Annotated in this window: 12 protein-coding genes and 2 pseudogenes; 9 read left to right on the top strand and 5 right to left on the bottom strand. The window is 40.9% G+C overall.

The features are described from left to right. Positions 1-3: 3 nt before the first annotated feature. The 4 genes from essC to QFZ72_RS02400 all read left to right on the top strand — a co-directional run bounded on the left by essC (position 4) and on the right by QFZ72_RS02400 (position 8,935). Complete coding sequence (essC, locus tag QFZ72_RS02385; RefSeq protein WP_307428927.1) at positions 4-4,488, top strand: type VII secretion protein EssC; 4,485 nt, start codon at positions 4-6, stop codon at positions 4,486-4,488. After that, on the top strand, positions 4,485-7,382 hold the full coding sequence (esaA, locus tag QFZ72_RS02390; protein ID WP_307428929.1) for a type VII secretion protein EsaA: 2,898 nt from the start codon (positions 4,485-4,487) through the stop codon (positions 7,380-7,382). The genes essC and esaA overlap by 4 nt, the downstream gene beginning before the upstream one ends. Continuing rightward, entirely contained in the window at positions 7,372-7,863 is a 492-nt protein-coding gene (gene essA / locus QFZ72_RS02395; RefSeq protein WP_307428931.1) for a type VII secretion protein EssA, read from the top strand. Before esaA ends, essA begins: the two co-directional genes overlap by 11 nt. A gap of 382 nt (positions 7,864-8,245) precedes the next feature. Further along, entirely contained in the window at positions 8,246-8,935 is a 690-nt protein-coding gene (locus QFZ72_RS02400; RefSeq protein WP_307428934.1) for a pseudouridine synthase, read from the top strand. Positions 8,936-8,978: 43 nt separating this feature from the next. Here the strand turns inward: QFZ72_RS02400 and QFZ72_RS02405 are convergent. Continuing rightward, positions 8,979-9,438 (bottom strand): annotated as a pseudogene (locus QFZ72_RS02405) (hypothetical protein). Between the two features lie 97 nt (positions 9,439-9,535). On the opposite strand from QFZ72_RS02405, the pseudogene QFZ72_RS02410 reads away from it, so the two are divergent. After that, positions 9,536-9,679, top strand: a pseudogene (locus QFZ72_RS02410) (zinc-binding dehydrogenase); the annotation flags it as partial. Between the two features lie 279 nt (positions 9,680-9,958). Beyond that, positions 9,959-10,273: a CHY zinc finger protein gene (locus QFZ72_RS02415; RefSeq protein ID WP_307428936.1), complete on the top strand. Its 315-nt coding sequence runs from the start codon at positions 9,959-9,961 to the stop codon at positions 10,271-10,273. A 262-nt stretch (positions 10,274-10,535) separates the two neighbouring features. On the opposite strand, the gene QFZ72_RS02425 is transcribed toward QFZ72_RS02415, so the two are convergent. Continuing rightward, positions 10,536-10,790, bottom strand: coding sequence for a GlsB/YeaQ/YmgE family stress response membrane protein (locus QFZ72_RS02425; RefSeq protein WP_223438745.1), 255 nt, complete (start codon positions 10,788-10,790; stop codon positions 10,536-10,538). Between the two features lie 225 nt (positions 10,791-11,015). On the opposite strand from QFZ72_RS02425, the gene QFZ72_RS02430 reads away from it, so the two are divergent. Then, positions 11,016-12,221 (top strand): class I SAM-dependent rRNA methyltransferase, encoded by a 1,206-nt coding sequence (locus QFZ72_RS02430; RefSeq protein ID WP_307428944.1) that lies wholly within the window; start codon positions 11,016-11,018, stop codon positions 12,219-12,221. 410 nt (positions 12,222-12,631) lie between these two features. Here QFZ72_RS02430 and QFZ72_RS02435 read toward each other — a convergent pair whose 3' ends face one another. Then, positions 12,632-13,189: a GNAT family N-acetyltransferase gene (locus QFZ72_RS02435; RefSeq protein WP_307428947.1), complete on the bottom strand. Its 558-nt coding sequence runs from the start codon at positions 13,187-13,189 to the stop codon at positions 12,632-12,634. Positions 13,190-13,609: 420 nt separating this feature from the next. On the opposite strand from QFZ72_RS02435, the gene QFZ72_RS02440 reads away from it, so the two are divergent. Together QFZ72_RS02440 and QFZ72_RS02445 are read left to right on the top strand one after the other, a co-directional pair. Then, a complete protein-coding gene (locus QFZ72_RS02440; protein ID WP_252202860.1) occupies positions 13,610-14,791 on the top strand; it encodes a ParM/StbA family protein in 1,182 nt (393 codons plus the stop codon). 12 nt (positions 14,792-14,803) lie between these two features. After that, on the top strand, positions 14,804-15,376 hold the full coding sequence (locus tag QFZ72_RS02445; RefSeq protein WP_307428950.1) for a hypothetical protein: 573 nt from the start codon (positions 14,804-14,806) through the stop codon (positions 15,374-15,376). Positions 15,377-15,952: 576 nt separating this feature from the next. Here the strand turns inward: QFZ72_RS02445 and QFZ72_RS02450 are convergent. Both QFZ72_RS02450 and QFZ72_RS02455 read right to left on the bottom strand, forming a co-directional pair. Then, the gene (locus QFZ72_RS02450) at positions 15,953-16,150 is read right to left on the bottom strand and encodes a YwbE family protein (RefSeq protein WP_070878839.1); all 198 of its coding nucleotides are present in this window, start codon (positions 16,148-16,150) and stop codon (positions 15,953-15,955) included. After that, the gene (locus QFZ72_RS02455; protein WP_223438739.1) at positions 16,151-16,321 is read right to left on the bottom strand and encodes a hypothetical protein; all 171 of its coding nucleotides are present in this window, start codon (positions 16,319-16,321) and stop codon (positions 16,151-16,153) included. Positions 16,322-16,332 lie beyond the last annotated feature (11 nt).

Below are 16,332 nucleotides of genomic sequence, written 5' to 3' on the forward strand. Positions count from 1 at the left end.
TTCATGAGTATTTTATGGGTTTTTCACGGTGAATCCTATCAGCAATTTGAGGTGAACGAAGAAGCGTTTCGCCCGATTTCCATCGGTTCAGAGATTCAGCACACGCTGACAGTCAGGAATTTCCCTTTTTCTGAAGGAGCTTTGACCGTTGCAAAAAAAGAAGAAACAGATGGGTTTGTCATTATTCAGAATGACAAACCCATTGGAAAGGCTGCAGTAAAAGAGCCATTCCATCTTGAGGATCATTCAGAACAGCTGACGATTTTTTTAACGCCAGCGCCTGAAAAAGTAGAAGCCTACTATATTGGATTTCAAAACGAAATTTCTTTTTCAGCGACCATTAAAGAGGCTCACATTTATAAAGATAAGGGTACTTTTCCCGTTCTCGGAAAAGGCTCTCTCACCTTGTTAAAAACAGGAAGTCATTGGAAGGTTTCGCCTGAGGGTGAAAAGGTCTATTTGAATGGAAGGAAGATAGAGTGTCTCACGCAATTGCAAATTGGGGACATTCTCTTCTGGCCGTTTATGACGGTCCGGCTGATAGAAGACGATTTGATACAGGTTTTGAGCATAGATGAGTTTCATTCAACCCTGCCCCATACGGAAAAACCAAGATCTGAAATGAGCAAAAAATATCCGATCTACCGCCGCACGCCGCGGATGATCTATGAGCTTCCGAAAGATAAAATTTCGCTCACTTTCCCAGCGCAGGAAGGGGACGATCAATCACGGAGCCTGTGGCTGATTATTCTGCCGCCGCTTGTCATGATGATTGCGATGGGAATTGTAGCTCTTGTTGCTCCGCGGGGCATTTTTATCATCGTCTCCATGGTTATGTTTGTGATGACGCTGATCACGTCAACGGCGCAATATTTCAGAGAAAAAGGAAATTACAAGAAACGCCAAGAGCGCAGACTCCGCGTGTACACACAATATCTTGAAAACAAACGCCATGAGCTTCAGGAGGTGGCTGAAAAGCAGCGCCAGGTACTGTCTTACCATTTTCCTTCTTTTGAACAAATGAAGTATATGACGCGGCAAATATCAGACCGAATTTGGGAAAGAACGCCTGAAAGCAATGATTTTCTGGAGCTTCGAATCGGAACGGGCACCGTTAAATCAAGCTATCAAATTTCACTTAGCTCAAACGATATGGCGAACAGAGAAGTGGATGATCTGCTTGAACAGTCACAGCAAATGGAAAAGGTATACAGGGAAATTGGTTCAGTGCCAATCAGTGTGAACCTTTCCCAGGGTGCAATGGGACTGATCGGGAAAGAAGCAATCATGAAAAATGAACTTCATCAATTAATTGGACAGCTTGCATTTTCACACAGCTATCATGATGTCCGCTTTGTGTTTATTTTTAATGAAAAAGAATACAAGAGCTGGGAATGGCTGAAATGGCTACCGCATTTTCAGCTTCCGCACGCATTTGCAAAAGGCATGATTTATAACGAGCAAACAAGAGATCAGCTGCTTACTTCGATCTATGAAATGCTGCGTGAGCGTGATCTGGAAGAAAAGAAAGAAAACACAAGGTTTGCACCTCACATTATTTTTGTTATTACTAATCAGCAGCTTATCTCTGATCATGTGATTTTGGAATATTTAGAAGGCGAGTTTTCACATTTAGGCATTTCCGTTATTTTTGCTGCCGAAGCGAAAGAGAGCCTGTCTGATAACATCCACACGCTTGTGAGGTATGTCAACGATCAAGAAGGGGACATTCTCATTCAGGAGAAAAAAGCGGCTGCGATTCCTTTTAAGCTGGATTTACATAAGCATGAGGGAAATGAGTCGTTCGCCCGGATGCTTCGTACGCTTGATCACCAAGTGGGAATGACAAATTCGATTCCAAAAAGCGTTTCCTTTTTAGAGATGGTCAATGTAAAAGAAGTCGATGATCTCCCGATTGAGCAAAACTGGCAGACGCGGGAATCGGCAAAATCTCTTGCTGTTCCAGTAGGACTAAAGGGCAAGGAAGATGTAGTTGAATTAAACCTGCACGAAAAAGCGCATGGGCCACACGGTCTATTAGCGGGTACTACCGGTTCAGGTAAAAGTGAATTCCTTCAAACCTATATTCTGTCATTGGCTGTTCATTTCCACCCTCATGAGGTAGCTTTCCTGCTGATTGATTACAAGGGCGGCGGAATGGCGCAGCCGTTTAAAAATATGCCGCATTTGCTTGGCACGATCACAAACATTGAAGGCAGCAAAAACTTCAGTGCCCGTGCCCTTGCATCAATTAAAAGTGAATTAAAAAGGCGCCAGCGTCTGTTCGATCAGTATCAGGTCAATCACATTAATGATTATACAAGTCTTTATAAACGCAATCAGGCCGAAGAACCTCTGCCTCATTTATTTTTAATTTCCGATGAATTTGCGGAATTAAAAAGCGAAGAGCCTGATTTTATCAGGGAGCTTGTCAGCACAGCGCGCATCGGCCGAAGCTTAGGCGTGCATCTCATCCTGGCAACACAAAAGCCTGGAGGAGTCATCGATGACCAAATCTGGAGTAATGCCAGATTCAGAGTGGCCCTTAAGGTTCAGGATGCAAGCGACAGTAAAGAGATTTTGAAAAACTCAGATGCCGCCTCTATTACTATTACAGGACGAGGATACCTGCAGGTAGGCAATAATGAAGTTTACGAGCTGTTCCAATCAGCATGGAGCGGAGCGCCTTATCTAGAGGAAACATCAGAGTCCGAAGATGAGGTAGCGATCGTGACAGACCTTGGTCTGCAGCCGTTATCAAATGTCTCATCTTCTAAACAGCATAAAAAAGATACGGAATCACAGATTGAAGTGATCGTCGATAAAATTGAAGAATTGCAGGAAAAAATGGGTATTCGCAAGCTGAACAGTCCATGGCTCCCGCCGCTTGAAAACAGAATTTCGCGCCATCAATATGCTTCCCTGCAACATGAGGAAATTTATCTTGGTCTGATTGATGAGCCTGAAAAGCAAAGCCAGACCCCATACTCGTATCAGCTGATGGATGACGGCAACATCGCCATCTTCGGATCTTCCGGCTATGGGAAATCACATACTGTGATGCTTCTGCTTTTTGGCATCGCGGCAAGGCTCAGCCCTGAGGAAGCCCACTATTACGTCATAGATTACGGCAATGGGACATTGCTGCCGCTTAGACAGCTGCCGCATACAGCGGATTATTTCCAGCTCGATCAAGAGCTGAAAATTGATAAGTTTATGAGAATCGTAAAAGATGAGATTTCACGGAGGAAGCAATTGTTTCAGCAGCAAGAGGTCAGCAGCATCAAAATGTACAATTCATTAAGTAAAAACAAGCTCCCTCTTATGTATATTGCCATTGATAATTTTGATCTCGTGAAAGAGGAAATGCAGGAGCTTGAAACGCAGCTGATTCAGTTTGCGCGTGATGGCCAGTCTCTGGGCATCTATATGATTTTTACAGCCACAAGGGTACAGTCTGTCAGACAATCATTGATGAACAGTATGAAAACGAAAATCCTTCATTATCTTATGGATACGACTGAAACATACATGGCCATTGGAAAAGTCCCGTTTGCGCCTGAACCAATTCCGGGACGCGCCATTATCAAGAAGGATCAGGCATATTTCTCTCAAATTTTCCTGCCTGCTGATGGAGAGGATGATTATGAGCTGCTTGATTCCATTAAAGAAGAAATTGGAATGCTGAAGGTGAAGTACAAGAATGACAAGCTTCCTCGTCCTGTCCCAATGCTTCCTGCTGAACTGACCATGATCAACTTTACACAGTTCACTGCTGATGCTCAGAAAACAGGCGTGATTCCAATCGGACTTGATGAAGAGCATGTACAGCCTGTCAGCGTGAATCTGGCGAAAACAAAGCACTGCATCATACTCGGCCAGACTCAAAAAGGGAAGACAAATGTTCTTAAAGTCATCTTGAACACAGCCCTGCTTCAGCCGACCGAATCTATTGGTATATTTGATTCGATTGACCGCGGACTGGCAAGCTATGCTTCTGAAGAAAAGATTGCTTATCTTGACACGAAAGAACAAATATCATCGTGGCTTGATCGAACAGAAGAACTTCTTAAAGACAGAGAACAAACCTACCTTACAGCAATCCAGCAGGGTGTTGTAAATAATTTAGCTTTCTCGCCGGTTATGCTTGTCGTTGACGGCTATTCAAGATTCCAGCAATCTCTTGACAGTATGCTGCAAGACCGTTTGACACGATTTATGAAAAACTACAGCCACCTCGGCTTTAATGTCATTGTTTCAGGAAATAACAACGAGCTGACAAAAGGATTTGATGCGTTCACAAGTGAAATCAAACAAATCCGCCAGGCACTCATTTTAATGAAAAAATCAGAGCAAACCCTATATACCTTGCCTTACAGCCGGAAAGAAAGCGATATTCACCCAGGCTTCGGATACTATGTGGAAAATGGCAAAGAAACGAAAATACAAATTCCTCTTTGTGTCATTGAAAGGAAGATCTACACATGACAGATCAAAGAAAACATACGATTAAAATGATAGCTGCGGTGCTGCTTATCTTAGCAGTGCCTGCTCTCTTCTTCCAATTCATCGGGGACAATCCGCTGGAAATAAAGGAGAAAGCTACAAGAAATATCGCTGTCGTTAATGAGGACATCGGAACAGAAAAAGCTGAAGGGGAAAATACAGAAGCTGAACCTGTTCAATTCGGAAAGGAAGTTGCAGCGATACTTGACGAGGATTCCCAGTACGACTGGACAATCTTAAGTAGAAGTGCCGCAGTTAACGGGCTGAAAAACGGGCAGTACGACGCTGTCATTTATATTCCTTCCAATTTTTCTGCCAACATTTTAACTTATGATGAACAGCAGCCTTCTAAAGCAGAATTTGAATATGTGGTCCAAAATCAGCTGAATGCTGAAAACAGACAAAGAGTGCTCCGCGCACTGGAAGACGCTACAGGCCGCGTAAATAAGCAAATGTCTTCGCTGTACTGGAGCTATGTCGCACAGGACATGGAGAATGTAAGAGAAGAGTTTGACCGCATTCTCGAAAAGGAAATTGCCTTTCAAAATGCCATGCTGAATTTTTATAAACCAAGCTCTAAAGATCTGGCTGGGGAATTAGATCAGCAAAAGCAAATGCTTGAGCAATTGCAAACGACACTAAAACAGGCTGAACAAGAAACGCCTGAACAAAAAAACACGGTCGAGCAATTTGAGAAAAGCCTTGCTTCATTCGTAGAGTATGTTGATGAATATCAGGCATATCAGGAAGATCAGCAGCAGCTTCTGACGTTAGCCCAGCAGGAAAGTTTAACGGCCATTCAGGGCGGAACAACGGAAGTGGATCAAGTACAGAATGAAACGCAGCAGGCATTTAACGAACAAGGAAGCATGCTTGCATCAAGAATGACTGACATTCAGCAGCAGCTTGATCAGAATCAAAAAACAGCAGAAAACCTTGGCAGTGTAAGGCTCAGCCAAACAGAACGCCAGGCAAGAGAGCTTGAGACTGTTCACCGTAATTATGTGGACATGTATATTATGAAGGATAACCAGGATACACTGAACCGTCTTGAAGGGGAGCTCATTCCTCTTAGGGAAAGCCTTAAGCAAGGAAGTCCCGGGGAGGAACCAGGTAACGGAGAAGAAGGGCCTCCTGAAGATGGTGGAGGGGACGCTGAACCAGAAACTCCCGACGAAAATGAAAGTCCTGCCAACATGGAAGAGGAGCGGGCTAACATTCTTGCTGTTTCAGAACAGATGAAAAATCTGAAGACAATTCTGGAAACCATTCCGGACCCAAAACCGGATCAAGTAACACAAGCGATAACTGAATTAGAGGATATGGCAGCCCAGCTTGCTGCAATCGAAGAATCGATTAAGTCAAAAGAAGATCAGAACTCATGGAAAGGTGAGTATGATAAATTACTTGCTCTTTATGAAAAGCTGACAGAAGACAATGCAAAACTATTAGAAGAAAATCAGCTTCTAAAAGATGAAAACAGCAAACTGGCAGAAAAGATCAAACAGCTGACAGATAATATGAACTCAGGTTCAGCTGCCATCATGGAACAAGAACAAACCATTCTTAACTCGCTCAGTCCTGAAAGAAAGCAAAGACTTGAGAGTGTGTTCAGCGGGCCTATCGGAAATGCATCAATGAACGATGTACTGAAATACCATACGATTTTGTCCCAGTATGAGGCAGCCGCCAAGCGTATGAATAACTCATCAGATCCGGCCAAAGATGCTGTCCTTGCAGATGAAATGCAAAAAACGAAAGTAGCTGCCATTCTATCAATCAATGAAGAAGAACAAGGCGCATGGGACAAGCTAAATCAGGAGCTGCCGGCTACTGAAGAAGAAATGAAAGAAGTCCATGCTTCCGCTCTTGTATTCATAGATGAATACAGCAAGGAGCTCGATGCTCAGCAGACAGCTATATTAGAGGATCTTGCTTCTATGGAAGAGAGCGCAAATAGCGTACTCAGCCAAGTTCAGGAATCAGAAAATACAGCTTCTAGAATGCCGCTTGAAAATTCGGACGGTACAACACTTGTTGTCAATCAGCAAAATATCAGTCAGGAATTGGTTATGATTACAGATTTGATGAACTCGCTTGGGGACAGACAGGAGACGGTTGTAAGCAGTACGGATGTCCTCCAGAAAAAAGTGAATGAAGTTCAATCTGAAGCGGATCTATTAAATGATAAATGGGCAACGAATGTAGCTTCAACACAGCTTGTCAGAGATGACGTTTTCAGTATTCTCGGCAATACGTTTGTAGATGGACAGAACAACGGCTATGTTTATGAGCATCTTGCCAATCCGCTGCAAATAAGCGGGGAAGCACCGACTGCTCAGGCAAAAGCGGTTCCGCCGGTCGTTATTCTTGTTATCATCCTAATCAGCAGCTTGCTGATCGGATTCTTCAGTCATTATTTTAAAGCAGCACCGTTATTAGTAAGAGGCTCTATGTTTGGCCTTTTAAACTTAATTGTGGGGCTCATCATAAGCGTATTCGGTTTAAATATATACACACTTACAGATGAACGTGCTATTCAATGGTCAATCTTTACAGTCCTCCTGTTATTTGCAGCATCAACAATTGTACGGGTAGCGTTCTTGCTCGGCAATTTTACAGGCTGGCTTGCAAGTGTAGGTCTTGTTGCGTTCTTTATCAGTCCTTTGCTTGCATTAGCAGCGCCTAACTTCACGTATGAAGATCCGATGTCTAAGGTATACATCTCGATCCAATATGACGCAAATAACTTATTTACTCAGGGAGTGATTGTGCTGATCGGCATCATCCTTGTTCTGACCATCCTGCCGTTTGTTGTGAATGCTCTTAAAAACACAAACGAAAAGGCTAATCAGGAACATGCCCATGAAGTGTAAAACAGGCATTTTGCTAACCCTAGTTCTGGTTATCTTTAGTTTGACCAGCGGGGTTGCAGTAAAAGCAGAGACAGAAGCAAACCTTGAGGAACTCGATCCTAATATCTATGAGGAAAAAGAACTTAAGGAAAACACGGATTACCTGCATGAAGAATCACTTTATGAAAAAAGAAACTCAATACCGGAGGAGCAAAAAGATCTAACCTTTGAAAAGCCATCAAGGGATGAAAAGGATGATCTGCAGGAACAGCTCTTCACAAATTACACGAAAGAGAAAAACACAATTAAATCCAAAGCTGAACAAATGGATTTATTCTCCGGCACTGCAGAACCATCGATGAGTATGACCGCAACGGAAAATAAAGATACTAGCCAAAATTCCGGCTTAATGATGACGTATATTCTCCTGATTGCCATTGGCGTCATCCTAATGATTGGGCTTTTGATTCCAAAGATGACACAAAGCAAAAAAACAGAATAAGAGATTGAGGCAGCTTTTTATAGCTGTCTTTTTTTGTGCTTCGATGTCTAGGTCCAGCGCGCCTGCGGCATGCCGCTTGTAAGGAATGATTTTCGCTAATAAAAGGCTATTTCAGCTAATTGGAAAGAATAACGGCTGAAACAGTAAGTAAAAGGATAAATCAAAAATTCGTATCGCTAATAAAGTTGATTATTCCGCTATAAAAATGAAGAAAATCGCTAATAAAAGTCCACCTTTCGCAAATAAATGGGCGATTTTTGCTAAAAGACTCTATCACTGCCCGCCGGATTAAGAAATGTTTTACTTATTTTGGATGTAGAGCAAAAAACATCCTTCGTGCTATGATGAAAGGAATCTATGAATATGAAAGAGAAACAATCCGATGAGAATAAATAAATATATAAGTGAAACAGGCTGCTGCTCAAGGCGTGAAACCGATCGTCTTATTGCTGATTGCCGGATAACCATTAATGGTGTCACGTGTGAGGCCGGCGACACGGTTACTGAGGGGGATATCGTATTGATTGACGGCAGTCCGATCCCGCCTAAAGCCATGCCCGTCTATCTGGCTTTAAATAAACCAGTGGGTATTACGTGTACAGCAGCAAAAGATGTAAAGGGGAATATTATCGAATTTATGGATTTTCCCAAACGGATCTTTCCTGTTGGCCGGCTGGATAAAGCGTCAGAAGGGTTACTTTTGCTCACAAATGATGGTGCAATCGTAAACAAAATCATGCGTTATGAACATGGCCATGAAAAAGAATATCTCGTCAAGGTAGATAAGCCATTTGACGATGACTTTATTCTTGGAATGTCAGGCGGAGTAGAAATACTCGGCGTGACAACTAAACCATGTACAGTGGAGAGGATCAGCGATTGCGAATTCCGCATCATTCTTACTCAAGGACTTAATCGTCAAATTCGCAGAATGTGCAAAGTATTTGGTCATAGGGTAGTGAGGCTTGAAAGAAAGAGGATCATGAATCTGTCTGTAGAAGGCTTAAGCAGCGGGGAGTGGCGCGAATTGACTGTATATGAGATTGAAGAGCTGATGAGCAGGCTTGCTTAAAGAAAAAACCGCGTGACACTTCACATGTGCCCGCGGTTCTTTTTTAAGCTGAAAACCCTTCTTCATGCAAGTAGTTTGCAGCCTCTTTATAAGTGGTAAACGTGCCGTCAAGGTTTAACCCAGCGTAGACATTCCACATGTCATCTTCCTGAATCAAAACAAGAGTCTGTCCATCCTCATTTGTCCATTTTTCATCTTCAAATTCTTCTATTTGCTCGTCTTCATGCACAGAAAGCGAATGAATGGATTTTTTGATGATGCTGCGCAATTCTTCTTCAGAAAAATCACGAATGTTAACCATGCCTTTATCATTCGCAGCGTACCCTTTTACATATTCAGCATAAACGAAACCATTTCCGTTTGGATGAAGATGATAGACAACATTTTTCTTATCGTAAATACTTTCCTCAAAATGAAAGTTGATTCTTCCAAGGGAAACCGTTCTTTCTTTCCAATTCTTTAAATGATTCAATAACAGCAAGTTTTTGTTCAAAAGTAAGCATACATTTCCTCCGATAATCGATTCAATCTGTTTATTATATCACAGGGAGCCGAAAACCATTTATTTGACTGGAATTAACTAAGACGATTATATATGTTCGAAAGATTAAACTGTTCGGATGGATTGCGGAGGGTTCACTTAGAGCGGCTGAACCTGCCCGATTTGCTCTAGAAGATGGCGCTAAAGCGCACCGTTATCTAGAGAGCAGAAAAAGTACGGGAAAAATTGTTTTAATTCCATAAAGAGGAGCCTGCTTTTTTAATTAGCCTCTTTTTAAGATAGAGGAAAGGATAAAATCTTGCGCATTGCTGTCTAGCTCCATCGCTCAATTTCCATTCCCCCAGCTTAAGATGCTGTTTTTTGACGCTCTGATACCGCTATTTGCTTTCATTTCATGTGAATTATAAGGGTAACCTTATTATACTTAAATCGATGCGTATAGCCTGTTTCTGGCTCATTTTAACCCTATATTGATCCTTATCCTTTAAATTAAATCTTTTTTAGAATGGAGTGTGCGTTTAATGACCGTTAAAGGAGTAGCTCTTGATGCAAATACAAGATGTCGTCACTATGCGACTGACAAAGATATTATTGCGATCAAATTTAAATGCTGTGAAACCTACTATGCATGTTTTGAATGTCATGGGGAGCTTGCAGATCACAATCCGGAGGTATGGGATAAAGCTGAACGGGACATGCCTGCCGTGCTTTGCGGCTCTTGCCGTCATGTGATGACGATACAAGAATATATTGATAGCGGCAATACGTGTCCCAAGTGCGGGTCTGCCTTTAATCCGGGCTGTCAAACACATTACCACTTGTACTTTGGTTCTTAAGGCGTTTACTATGCATTCTTTTTGGGAATATAATAAGAAAAGAGGAGGAGTTTACATTGAAAAAACTTATTAGAAAAGCGATAAAATATGCTCCAATCGTCTATCCTATTGTAAAGAAAATGCTTAACAAGCGTAAAAATGGCGGACGCACAACTTACTAATAAACGTTAAACCGCTGCTAAAAAAAGCAGTGGTTTTTTTATGCTTTTTTTCAAATGAAATACACCTGCTGATTCATAAGCAGGTGTTCCGTTCTAATTCATTATGTTCTTTTGCGCATTGAACGCAATACAAGGCTTAATAAGAAAACAAAGATGATAGCTCCAAGCAATGCAGGGATAATGGCGATGTCTGCTAAAGTTGGTCCAAATGTGCCAAGAAGTTCTCCGCCGATCCATGCACCGATGATACCGGCAATGATGTTTCCTATAATTCCTCCAGGTACGTTTTTACCTAAAATAACTCCTGCTAACCATCCGATTAAACCGCCAACGATAAGATATAAAATAAAGCCCATTTTTATATTCCGCCTTTCTTAAGATAGTGTGGTTTTTGTTTCTATGGTTTTTATTCCCCTGCCTTTTAGAAAAGAAACATCTTGCTGAAATTTTTTAAAAATTCCCTTTAAAAAAGAAAAATATACTTTTTTCTTTTAATTAGGACTTTCCTAGAAAGTGCAAGTTGTTTCATGTAGTATGGTAACAATAAGATAAGCATAATTTTTTTGAGATGGGACGGAACTATGAAAACAGAGACAACACTCACGATTAAATCTAAATATGTGAAGGAAATGAAAAACGGCAGCCCCCTTATTCAAAAGGATTCGGTCGTTAATCTTTCTAACTTAAAGCATGAAGGCGAGCTTATCAGACTGGTTGATGATCAGCAGCGGTTTATTGGCAGGGGATATTACGGAAAGCAAAACAAAGGAATCGGCTGGATTCTCACTTCAAGTGAAAGAGAAGAAATGAATCAATCTTTCTTTGATCAGAAAATCCAAGCTGCCATCGAGTTCCGGAAGAACCTTTTCCAAAGCGTAGAAACGACAGCCTTCCGGGTTTTCAACGGTGAAGGGGACGGCATTGGCGGATTAACAATCGATTATTTTGACGGCTACTATTTGGTGACATGGTACAGTAAAGGGATTTACCAATTTAATTCCTTCATTCTTGAGGCCTTAAAGAAGAGTGCTGAGATCCGCGGGATCTATCAGAAAAAACGATTTGATTCAAAAGGGAAGTTTGTTGAGGAAGATGGTTTTGTAGAAGGGCATAGGCCTGAATTTCCGTTAATCGTAAAGGAAAATGGCGTGAAATTTGCTGTATATTTAAACGATGGCGCAATGGTTGGTGTTTTTCTTGATCAAAGGGATGTAAGAAAGACGATTAGAGACCGTTATGCAAAAGGAAAAACAGTTCTGAATTTATTTTCCTATACAGGCGCGTTTTCTGTGTTTGCTGCACTCGGCGGAGCTGTAAAAACAACGAGTGTTGACCTGGCAAACCGGAGTCTCGGCAAAACCATCGAGCAATTCAGCATAAATGAGATTGATTATGAAGCACAGGATATTATTGTTGAAGATGTTTTTCATTACTTTAAATATGCACTGAAAAAAAATCTGAAGTTTGACCTTGTCATTCTTGACCCGCCAAGCTTTGCAAGATCTAAAAAATATACCTTCAGTGCTGCAAAGGACTATAAGGACCTGCTTAAAGAAATCATTGCTTTAACGGAAGAACATGGGGTCATTGTCGCATCAACAAACTGCAGCACGTTCTCAATGAAGAAATTTAAAGCTTTTATCGACACCGCCTTTAAAGAAACGGGCGGAAAACATAAGATAAAAGAAGAGTTTTCTCTGCCGGATGACTTTAAAACGATAAAAGAATTCCAAGAGGGAAATTATTTAAAAGTAGTGTTTATAGAAAAGCTGAATCCAGTCAAATAATGACTGGATTTCTTATGGTACAGATTAGGTTAGAATGATATTTGATTAAAAAGAAACTGTAATAGAATATTCATTAAGACAGCACATATAGCATGGTTCACCATACTATCAATTTAACCACCCCGGAAATTTCTGTACTATATGCATAATGTGCGTTTTTGAAGCGTATATGATGCATAAAATTAGACTCTGTTATGTGCCTTTTTTCAGAGAAGTTGTTTATGTTTATGATACGGCTTCAACCGGTTCTGCTATTTCTCTTATAGGACAATCTTTATCTCTCTCAATGAAAAGCAGGGCGCAGCACATTATTACCTGCTTATAATGAAATCTAATTATGTTTGTCGTTGAAGATGCCTTGAAAGACTGCTTCAGACTGAAATGTAACCAATATAATCAAAAAGCAGCATTCAACTGAAGCTGCTTTTTTTCCATTCTTCCTCAAGGAGAGAATGCATGATAACATCGCATGGCATTTGATCCTGGATGATATAATTCCTTAGCCTTCCTTCCTCTTTAAAGCCTAAACGCAGAAGAACGCTTCTGGAAGGGGAATTCTCAAGCATAACCACCGCCCCGATTCGGATCAGCTCCATCTCCTTAAACCCAAAAGCAAGTACGGCCTTAATGGCCTCGGATGCAAAGCCTTTGTGCCAATGTAAATGAGAGATTTCATAGCCTATTTCAGCTCGTTTGTACTTCTTTGACAGTGCGTGAAATCCGCATGTGCCAATCAGTTCATTTGTCTCTTTGAGCTCAATTCCCCAGCGTATGAGTTTATTTGATTGATAGCCAATTTGAAACGAATGAATCAGAGTCTCTGCTTCCTCTAATGTTTTAAAAGAATTCATTCCATAATACCTTGTTACCTCTTTGTTTGAGAAATAATCATACAATTTCACAGCGTCAGAACTCTCAATACTCCTTAGCCGTAAACGGTTCGTTTCTAATTGTGGAAATGATGTCATTTTCGTTCTCCTTTTTCTCCTTTAAAATGATCTATTTCGACACGTAACGCTTTTTTACCTGTCACTATTTCCCCTAATTTCAAGAGTAACAAAATGAATTAGCTGTTGCTGATCACGATCCGTTTCCATATTAAGGGGCAATGTTTACATGTATACAATTTATGTGTACTTGTAAACAAAATGTAATAAATTGTTTACAAGTAATGTATACATGTATACAAATGTGTACGCATCCCGGTGTGAAAGGATGTATACAAATTGTTGATGTTGTATACATATTTGTATGCGTTGTAAACACTTTTGTAAACAAGTATACAAAAACGTAATCATTTTAACTCTATTGACGAAACTATCAATCTCTAATACTCTTTAATAGAATGGATTTTTATACTAATTCATGAAGTGAAAGGAATGGTGTTCATGAGTAATTCTAGAATCGCAGCAATCGATGTTGGAAATGATGCAGTAAAAGCAATTTTCGGAAAATACGACTCTCAACTATACATACCGAATGTCATTGCAAGAGACATTGAAGATCGTCCGGTCATTGGAATCGAAGAATTAGACAGCAAGGATCCGCTTGATGGAATCCATATTAAAGTTCACTCCCCTGCTTTAAAAGAAAATAATGCTATTTACCGTGTTGGCCACTTAGCTACAAAAAGCGACAATGCTTCTGAGCTTGATCCTGGCAGCAGCAAATCAGAGGAAGATCAAACGTTAGTTATGCTGTTTGCTTCAATTGCACTTGATGCAGTAAAGCCTGAAAATGAAAAAGTGTTCCGCAGAAATAACAAAGTCATTGATGCAACATATACTCTAGGCACTGGACTTCCATTAAGAGAAGCAAAAGAAGGCAAGGATGTCGGTTACCGCTCTAAGCTTCTTGGAAATGTTCATCAGGTTGAATTTTTGATTACTCCTAAATATCAGGGATTAAAAGTAAACATCAAATTTGACGAAGTGAAAGTATATCCTGAAGGATTTGCAGCTTATATCAACTTAGTGATGGACAAGGATTTAAACATCATCAATAAAGACTTGATTGATAAGCGCATCATCATCCAGGATATCGGAGGCCTTTCTACTGATATCGCAGTGATTAAAAACCGCAATGTAGATGACGATAAAGCACAGGGCTTTAACCTTGGCGTTGTAGAATCACTTGAAGCAATCCGCGAAGAGATACGTTCTAAGCATGGTGTTGAACTTGACAGCCGCCGTGATGTAGTAGAAATCATCACCAAGAAGACTGACCGCAATCATATCTATGTAAGAGGAAGCCGCACAAGCGTTCATGATATTACGGATCGCATTCTCTTAGATCTTGCGAAGAAGCAATACCGCCACCTGCGCAACGTTTGGCAAAAGAACTCACAAACTGAAATCTGCTATTTTGTCGGCGGAGGAGCCGTTGTTCTGAAAGATTACCTTAAAACGCTTAATAACAATCTTGACGGCTACAATATTGACTTCTTTGAAGATGAGAATGAAAGCATCTGGATGATGGCAAATGCTTATTATAAGCTCGTTTTTGACTTTTACCGCAAGTCAAACAAAGAAAAAAGCAGCGAAGATAAAAAAGCAGCTACTACCAAATAATAGGGTGGTTTTATGAATAAAGGCGCTTCATCAGGAATTCAAAGGGGACAGGCGATCACGTTTCGCATCCCCTCAGATACTCCTGAGCACATAATAAAACAGCTGCAGAAGCTGAAAGAAACGGAAAAAAGGAACTTCTCAAGCAAAATTGCTGAATTTGTCTCACAAGGAGTCAGTGATTCTTTTGTTAAAGAGAAGGAAAGCATCACAATTCCGCTTCCGCAAAAACTCAGCAAAGCACAGAGAGACTGGATTAAACACGAGCACTCTGAAGCGCTGCTTGGAAGCATCGTGTATCAGATTCTTGCTGATCCAATTAGAGCATCTTCCCTTCTAGCTTCATTTAACAGCAGGGAACTTGATATTGACGAGGCCCTTTACTTGCAGGAAACAGCCTTTCCGTCTGGCAGCCGTCCGGCTATGCAGGTACCTGAGCCTGACGAGAATTTTGATGAAAATGCAGGGCTTGATGATTTCGATTGGGAAAAAGCGTTGCAGGAGTCAGCTTCATCAGCAGAAGAAGAAGTAAAAGAAGAAACAGCGGATGATTTAATCGGCGGATTTCTTGCTAAAATGAATAAATGATAAGAAAAGCGGAAGCGCCCGTTTAGCTCCGAAAGACAGATAAGAATCTGGCAGAAAAATCCGGGTTTGACTTTTATGGCGGATTTGTTCTGGCCGAGGAGTTGGGCAATGGAGCTAGACATAATTGCGCAAAATTTTATACTTCCCATACTCTTAAAAAAAGCTAACAGCAGATGTTAGCTTTTTTGTCTTGGTTAAAGCGTATATAACTAAGCAATTTTTTAAAAACAATTTTCAGAAGCGTGCTGCTAATAAAGGTCGTGCCGTTAGTCTGTTATTTCCAAATAATGGCTTTTTATGAAAGATAAAAACCACATCTAGTATTAGACATGGTCGCAGTTGATAAGAAATATAGAAGCCAGAAGTTTATGAGTCAAATGAATAGAGCGGCGCTAAAAGAGGCTGAATTCAGGAGGACATTCTGCGTTCTGGAGACGGAAAGACCTGGGAATTGTCCGGATCTGCGAACACTTTGGTTTTCCGGTTATCACAGAGTATAGAGGTGATAAAAGGGCAATTGACCGTTTATATCCTCGTTTATGATCCTTATCAGCAAATCACTTATACTGAAAAATCTTAAGGAGCATCAATTGATTTTACTCGGCCTACTTGACCATCCTGAAGGCGCACTTTTATTCCGTGAGGGTGAAAAGCAGATTTTGTCAGAATATCTTTTACAACACCGCCCGTAAGCTTTCCAGATCGCTGATCCTGTTTCAGGACAATCTGAACAGGCGTACCGGGTTTAATATGTTCGCGGTTTTGACCGTTCATTTAAACACCCATTCTTCTGCGCTGATTATTTGTTTTCTTAGAAACCTGGCTCTTCATGTTCTTCGTCTGATTAGAACCTTTCATACTGGCATTTCCGTTCGCTTGTGCCTGTTTTTTACTGGCAAGCTTTTGTTTAATCGCTTCTTCAAGTGTCATTTTCTTTTCTGACATAGGACAAACCT

Source organism: Bacillus sp. V2I10, assembly GCF_030817055.1.
In the GTDB taxonomy this organism is placed as follows: Bacteria; Bacillota; Bacilli; order Bacillales; family Bacillaceae; genus Bacillus_P.

Coding starts and splice junctions, on each gene's coding strand:
- essA (WP_307428931.1), top strand. CDS start 7,372: ATGAAGTGTAAAACAGGCATTTTGCTAACCCTAGTTCTGGTTATCTTT.
- QFZ72_RS02415 (WP_307428936.1), top strand. CDS start 9,959: ATGACCGTTAAAGGAGTAGCTCTTGATGCAAATACAAGATGTCGTCAC.
- QFZ72_RS02435 (WP_307428947.1), bottom strand. CDS start 13,189: ATGACATCATTTCCACAATTAGAAACGAACCGTTTACGGCTAAGGAGT.
- esaA (WP_307428929.1), top strand. CDS start 4,485: ATGACAGATCAAAGAAAACATACGATTAAAATGATAGCTGCGGTGCTG.
- QFZ72_RS02400 (WP_307428934.1), top strand. CDS start 8,246: ATGAGAATAAATAAATATATAAGTGAAACAGGCTGCTGCTCAAGGCGT.
- QFZ72_RS02455 (WP_223438739.1), bottom strand. CDS start 16,321: ATGTCAGAAAAGAAAATGACACTTGAAGAAGCGATTAAACAAAAGCTT.
- QFZ72_RS02445 (WP_307428950.1), top strand. CDS start 14,804: ATGAATAAAGGCGCTTCATCAGGAATTCAAAGGGGACAGGCGATCACG.
- QFZ72_RS02425 (WP_223438745.1), bottom strand. CDS start 10,790: ATGGGCTTTATTTTATATCTTATCGTTGGCGGTTTAATCGGATGGTTA.
- QFZ72_RS02440 (WP_252202860.1), top strand. CDS start 13,610: ATGAGTAATTCTAGAATCGCAGCAATCGATGTTGGAAATGATGCAGTA.
- QFZ72_RS02430 (WP_307428944.1), top strand. CDS start 11,016: ATGAAAACAGAGACAACACTCACGATTAAATCTAAATATGTGAAGGAA.
- QFZ72_RS02450 (WP_070878839.1), bottom strand. CDS start 16,150: ATGAACGGTCAAAACCGCGAACATATTAAACCCGGTACGCCTGTTCAG.
- essC (WP_307428927.1), top strand. CDS start 4: ATGAGTATTTTATGGGTTTTTCACGGTGAATCCTATCAGCAATTTGAG.